This window comes from Arthrobacter sp. H5 (assembly GCF_000520595.1).
Lineage (GTDB): Bacteria > Actinomycetota > Actinomycetes > Actinomycetales > Micrococcaceae > Arthrobacter_D.
Genome location: NZ_KI914982.1, coordinates 1 through 5,234 on the forward strand (window position 1 = coordinate 1; position 5,234 = coordinate 5,234).

Genomic DNA, 5,234 nt, shown 5'->3' on the forward strand with positions numbered 1-5,234 from the left:
CCCGTTCCATCCTCGTGATCATTTGGCATCTACTGGCCAACCCCGACACCCGCTTCCACGACCTCGGCCCCGACCACTACACCCGGCGGACCAATCCGGACACCAGGAAGCGCGGCCATATCCGCCAGCTCGAAGCCCTCGGCTACAACGTCACCCTCACCCCGGCAACAGCCGCCTGACCCCGCCCAACCAGTCACGTGACCGGCCACCGGCCGGAAGCGTCACCATGCCCACCTAAGCGCCTAACCCGCCTCATTTTCGGACTAGGTTAATAACTTTGCGGGGCACTTTGTACATATGACTACGTCTGCGACGTTATAAGCCTGGGTGAGGCGTGAGCTCCGGGACAGGATCGTTCTAGCTGTCGCTGGGTTATATCATGCGATATAATTTGACCATGGTGAATCCAGTTCGAGCGCTTCGAGAGGCAGCCGGCCTGAGCCAGGCAGAGCTTGCCCGGCGGTCCGGGGTTGCTCAGCCGAATATTGCCGCCTATGAGGCTGGGCGGCGCAGCGTCTCTGTCAAGATGCTTGAGCGCCTGCGGGCAGCCGCGCGGCCGCTGCCTCATGATGCGCTCGCTGCACGCCGTGCCGACCTTCTGAGCCTTGCGGGCCGGTACGGCTTCGACAATGTCCGTGTATTCGGCTCGGCGGCTCGCGGCACAGATAGTTCCGGCAGCGATCTGGACATCTTGGTCACCCGCTCACCCGGCACCGGGTTGCTTACGGTCGCGGCGTTCGCTGCTGACGCGAGCGAGTTGCTCGGTGTCGAGGTCGATGTGGTGACCGACGGAGGTCTGCGGGCCGATCATGAGATCTTGGTGACGGCTGTCGCGGTATGAATAGGCGGGATGACTCGACTCTGACTGAGATCGTCCGGCTGTGTGGCGTCGGCGCGAATCTCGTGGCACGCGGCGACAAGTGGTACTTCGGGGACCCCGACAACGTTCCGGGCCTGGCGGCAGAGTCACTGATCATCAAGATTGGCGAGAATGTGGCTCGTCTGAGCGGCGCCACGACCGAACGGCATCCCGAAGTGCCATGGTCATTGATCAAACGGATGCGGGATCGCCTGGCGCATCACTACGAGGGAACGGATTACGGTGCGGTCTGGGACACGATGATCCTCGACCTGCCGGCGATTAGCAGGCAGATCCAGTCGCTCTCAGCAAAGTGAGACCGCGAGGCCCGTCGGGGAAAGGTTACTCCGTGCCGGAACGTGGTTGAGTTTAGATTCAATGTTTGGACCATGACTAGGACCAGCTAGCCGACCCGTCTTCCCGCAGACGTGTATGAGTCCGCGCTCGCAGCCACGCTCGTCACATCGCGCACCGTGCCTCAGCAGATTGCGCATCGGACGCGAGCTGGAGATGTCGCCGGGGGTGAACCACCGTGCGATCACCCAGGTCCTCGCAGGCACGAGCTCATACGACTCGCTCGGAGAGCAGGGGCAATCGTCCGTGAGGAATGGGCCGATCGCATGACTGCGCTGCGAGGCGGGCTGGACTACGCGGCGCAATCGCCGCCGCAGGCGAACAGCACTCAGAGGTCGACGAGGATGGCAACCTTTACGCGCGTCTATGGGGGCATCTCGGCGCGGCGATCCGAATCGCCGATGTGACCGCGGTGCTCGACAACAGCAGCGCACGCGCTCCATTTCGTCCGTGCGCTTCGTTTGAGTACGGTGTGCTCATCGGTTCCCTGAGCTGGCCGACGTGGACGCCGTACGCCCTGCGGGAAGCTGAAGGCAGTGTCGATCACGGCCAACGCGACGGCGGGTAAACGTACGATCGGTGAGACGTTGCACAGTAATTCGTAACGTTTCCAAGTGCAGGAACGCGATTGAATTTCGATTTAACGTCTGACGACCGCCGATCCGTTGACTCGAGTTATCCACAGATGGCAGGATGCCGGCCTGCGCAGCGTACTGCCGTCTCAGAATTGTCGTATGGGAATCAGATACTACGCATACGCATTCGACAACGATCAGACCGAGGAAGCTCTCGCTGACCCACTCACCGTGATCGGCTCCGACCCGCTCGCGGACGCATTGGGCCTTGAGCCGGGCTTCACGCAGGGCGTCACAGACTTCCGACAATCCCTGACCGGGCGCGACCTTCTCTACCTCGACAAGGCATGGCCGTACCTGCAGCGGCTTACTGCTCCGCCCTCTTCGGGTGCTGGAGCCAGAGCGGCCTACCGAATATTCGAAGGGCGGGTGACATACACTGACGACAGTTTCACATGGCGCCCGTGGGTGCGCGCCCTTCCTCCACGTGAGGTCGCACTGATCGCCCTGGACTTGGAGTCGATCAGCGACCACGACATGGAAGCTGGTATGGACGGGGTCTGTTCTTCTTGTGAGGCGTTGGGGTCCGAGCTCGCCTATGCCACTCAGCTACTCCATCGGGCCAGAGACTTCGTCCACGCGGTGGCCTCGGAGGGGCGCGGATTCGCCTACGTGATCGGTTGACCTCGGTGCAGCAGCAACGTATCCACGTTGGCGTGACCATGACGCGTTCTGCCCGCCGGCGGTCAACCGCGACTCACTGGAGCGCAGTGTCACTGCGGCGGGGCTGATCGCGACTGCTCGCTGCGAATGGGCGCCGCCTGCGCAAGGGGGCGTCCGGTGCTGATCCCTCGTTGACAGGTTGGTTCTCGTTCAAGACCCAACCGCTTGCTATCATTGCTGATATCACTTGAGGAGGTGGTCACGATGGCATCCATCGTTATCCGCGGTCTCGACGAGTCTGTGAAGAAGCAGCTCGCCACGCAGGCGAAGGCGCACGGCCGTTCCATGGAGGCCGAGGTCCGCCAAATTCTCACCAAGGCCGCGAGTTGGCCCCACGTCGGCTTGGCGCTCATGCAGGCGGCACAGGAGGCCGGCGGGGTGGACGACCTCCCGATCCCCGAGCGCACAGACGTCGCGCGAGCGGTGGACTTCGAGTGATCGTTCTCGACACGAACGTCATCTCGGAGATATTCAAGCCGCAGCCTGACTCCCAGGTCGTCACGTGGCTGGAATCCCTCAGTGGCGAGGTCTCCATCACTGCCGTCACTCTCGCCGAGTTGCTGGCTGGCGTGCGCCGACTCCCGAAGGGACGGCGCAGGTCGATGCTGAGTAATCGGATCGACGCTGCGCTGGAGCCCTACCGGGAGACCCGAGCCATCCTGCCGTTCGACGATATCGCTGCTGAGCAGTACGCAGACGTCCTCGTCGTGCGCGAGCAGATGGGGATGCCGATCCACACGGCCGACGCCCAGATTGCCGCGATTTGCCGGGCGCACGGGGCCACGTGCGCGACCCGGAACACGGGAGATTTCGCTCAGACAGGGATCGAGCTGCTTAACCCTTGGGGAGCTTGAGTTCCACGATCGTCCTGCGGCTGCGCCAAGGCGTCGCGGAGCATCGGGGAGTCAGCGCTCGGAGTTCCAGACGTTTTCATGTGTGGTGACGTCGTCGAATTTAGGTTCAATGTGTAGGTGAATTCTGGTCTGCAGTTTTTTCTCGGGGTGGGGTCACGGACCTGTCCGTCCATGCTGGAGGACCTCAAGTACCTTATGTTCGTGGCCTGCAGGCTTAACTGGTGGCCAAGTAAAGCGATTTTGGAACCGTGCTGACGCTAAAGTCAGATGAGTGCACTCGACGCATCGTTAGACGAAAGATTTCAGTGGGGGCAGGCAGGCACGTAGGCGATGACTCAACAGGAACTATTGTGCGAGCGACCGGGTCGGCCGTGTAGCACGGTGCTACTATTGGACCATGACTAGGACCAGCCAGCCGACCCGTCTTCCCGCAGACGTGTATGAGTCCGCGCTCGCAGCCACGCTTGTCACGTCGCGCACTGTGCCTCAGCAGATTGCGCATTGGGCGCGCATCGGACGCGAGCTGGAGATGTCGCCGGGGGTGAACCACCGTGCGATCATCCAGGTCCTCGCAGGCACGAGCTCATACGACTCGCTCGGAGAGCAGGAGCAGGCTATCGTCCGTGAGGAATGGGCCGATCGCATGACTGCGCTGCGAGGCGAGTTGGACTACGCGGCGCAATTCGCCGCGGCAGGCGAATCGTACTCAGAGGTCGACGGGGACGGCAACCTCCTCGTTCACCCGGCTCACGGCTGATGCCGCTGCTGCATCTGCTCGTTGGACCCAACGGTGCCGGGAAGTCCAGCTACGTCCGTGACGTCCTGAAGCCGACGACCGGCCTGCCGTTCATCAACGCCGACGAGATCGCCGCTTCGCTGTGGCCCGAGGCCCAGGCCGCGCGTGCTTACGAGGCCGCGCAGATCGCCGAAGCGCGGCGTCGCGAGCGGATCGCCGACGGGGAGTCCTTTATCTCGGAGACGGTGTTTTCACACCCGAGCAAGGTTCAGCTTGTCTCAGACGCCGTGGACGCCGGATACCTCGTGTATCTACATGTGGTCATCGTCCCCGTCGAGCTCACCGTCCAGCGCGTCCTCGAGCGCGTTCGCCGCGGCGGCCATGAGGTGCCTGAGCAGAAGATCCGCGACCGCTACGCGCGTCTATGGGGGCATCTCGGCGCGGCGATCCGAATCGCCGATGTGACCGCGGTGCTCGACAACAGCAGCGCACGCGCTCCATTTCGTCCGTGCGCTTCGTTTGAGCACGGTGTGCTCATCGGTTCCCCGAGCTGGGCGACGTGGACGCCGTACGCCCTGCGGGAAGCTGAAGGCAGTGTCGATCACGGCCAACGCGACGGCGGGTAGACGCACGATCGGTGAGACGTTGCACAGTAATTCGTTATGTTTTTCCACCCGGAAACCGGCTCGAGGCGTTGAAGGGCGGGCGATCGGGCTGGGCAGGATAGCATCAGGATCAACGACCAGGGGCGGATCTGCTACGCGCGCGACCGACGTTGGTCCGAGGAGGTGGAGATCGTTGACTACCACTGACAAGCTCGCTCCCATTCACCCGGGCGAGGTCCTCATGGAGGACTTCATCGAGGGTTTCGGCATCACGCAGAACAACCTCGCGGTGTCGATCGGAGTGCCGCCGCGGTGCATCAATGAGATCGTGCATGGCAAGCGCGCTGTTACGGCTGATACGGCACTGAGGCTCGGCAAGTACTTCGGCACGTCGGCGCAGTTCTGGCTCAACCTGCAGACGCACTACGACTTGGATATGGCCGAGGATCGCGTGACCGATGAGTTCGGCGCGATTGTCCCGCTGCAACGTCGCGTGAAGGTCTGACGGAGTCGATCCTCGAGCCGGGC

The 5,234-nt window shown here is 62.7% G+C and carries 9 protein-coding genes; all 9 read left to right on the forward strand.

Going from position 1 to position 5,234, the window contains the following annotated elements; translation table 11 throughout:
- Positions 1–397 precede the first annotated feature (397 nt).
- The gene (locus Y708_RS0104870; RefSeq protein WP_028279055.1) at positions 398–841 is read left to right on the forward strand and encodes a helix-turn-helix domain-containing protein; all 444 of its coding nucleotides are present in this window, start codon (positions 398–400) and stop codon (positions 839–841) included.
- Entirely contained in the window at positions 838–1,176 is a 339-nt protein-coding gene (locus Y708_RS0104875) for a HepT-like ribonuclease domain-containing protein (RefSeq protein WP_028279056.1), read from the forward strand. Before Y708_RS0104870 ends, Y708_RS0104875 begins: the two co-directional genes overlap by 4 nt.
- 290 nt (positions 1,177–1,466) lie before the next feature.
- Complete coding sequence (locus Y708_RS30325; RefSeq protein ID WP_028279057.1) at positions 1,467–1,781, forward strand: hypothetical protein; 315 nt, start codon at positions 1,467–1,469, stop codon at positions 1,779–1,781.
- A 166-nt stretch (positions 1,782–1,947) separates the two neighbouring features.
- The gene (locus Y708_RS0104885; RefSeq protein WP_028279058.1) at positions 1,948–2,472 is read left to right on the forward strand and encodes a hypothetical protein; all 525 of its coding nucleotides are present in this window, start codon (positions 1,948–1,950) and stop codon (positions 2,470–2,472) included.
- 243 nt (positions 2,473–2,715) lie between these two features.
- The gene (locus Y708_RS0104890; RefSeq protein ID WP_028279059.1) at positions 2,716–2,949 is read left to right on the forward strand and encodes a FitA-like ribbon-helix-helix domain-containing protein; all 234 of its coding nucleotides are present in this window, start codon (positions 2,716–2,718) and stop codon (positions 2,947–2,949) included.
- A complete protein-coding gene (locus Y708_RS0104895) occupies positions 2,946–3,365 on the forward strand; it encodes a type II toxin-antitoxin system VapC family toxin (protein WP_028279060.1) in 420 nt (139 codons plus the stop codon). Before Y708_RS0104890 ends, Y708_RS0104895 begins: the two co-directional genes overlap by 4 nt.
- A 397-nt stretch (positions 3,366–3,762) precedes the next feature.
- Positions 3,763–4,122, forward strand: coding sequence for a TA system antitoxin ParD family protein (locus tag Y708_RS28125; protein WP_028279061.1), 360 nt, complete (start codon positions 3,763–3,765; stop codon positions 4,120–4,122).
- The gene (locus Y708_RS22950; protein WP_035775317.1) at positions 4,122–4,727 is read left to right on the forward strand and encodes an ATPase; all 606 of its coding nucleotides are present in this window, start codon (positions 4,122–4,124) and stop codon (positions 4,725–4,727) included. The genes Y708_RS28125 and Y708_RS22950 overlap by 1 nt, the downstream gene beginning before the upstream one ends.
- Positions 4,728–4,899: 172 nt before the next feature.
- Entirely contained in the window at positions 4,900–5,211 is a 312-nt protein-coding gene (locus Y708_RS0104910) for a HigA family addiction module antitoxin (RefSeq protein ID WP_028279062.1), read from the forward strand.
- Positions 5,212–5,234 lie beyond the last annotated feature (23 nt).

Excerpts from the sequence above, each read along its gene's own strand:
- Y708_RS0104870 (WP_028279055.1), top strand. The coding sequence starts at position 398 with ATGGTGAATCCAGTTCGAGCGCTTCGAGAGGCAGCCGGCCTGAGCCAG.
- Y708_RS0104875 (WP_028279056.1), top strand. The coding sequence starts at position 838 with ATGAATAGGCGGGATGACTCGACTCTGACTGAGATCGTCCGGCTGTGT.
- Y708_RS30325 (WP_028279057.1), top strand. The coding sequence starts at position 1,467 with ATGGGCCGATCGCATGACTGCGCTGCGAGGCGGGCTGGACTACGCGGC.
- Y708_RS0104885 (WP_028279058.1), top strand. The coding sequence starts at position 1,948 with ATGGGAATCAGATACTACGCATACGCATTCGACAACGATCAGACCGAG.
- Y708_RS0104890 (WP_028279059.1), top strand. The coding sequence starts at position 2,716 with ATGGCATCCATCGTTATCCGCGGTCTCGACGAGTCTGTGAAGAAGCAG.
- Y708_RS28125 (WP_028279061.1), top strand. The coding sequence starts at position 3,763 with ATGACTAGGACCAGCCAGCCGACCCGTCTTCCCGCAGACGTGTATGAG.
- Y708_RS22950 (WP_035775317.1), top strand. The coding sequence starts at position 4,122 with ATGCCGCTGCTGCATCTGCTCGTTGGACCCAACGGTGCCGGGAAGTCC.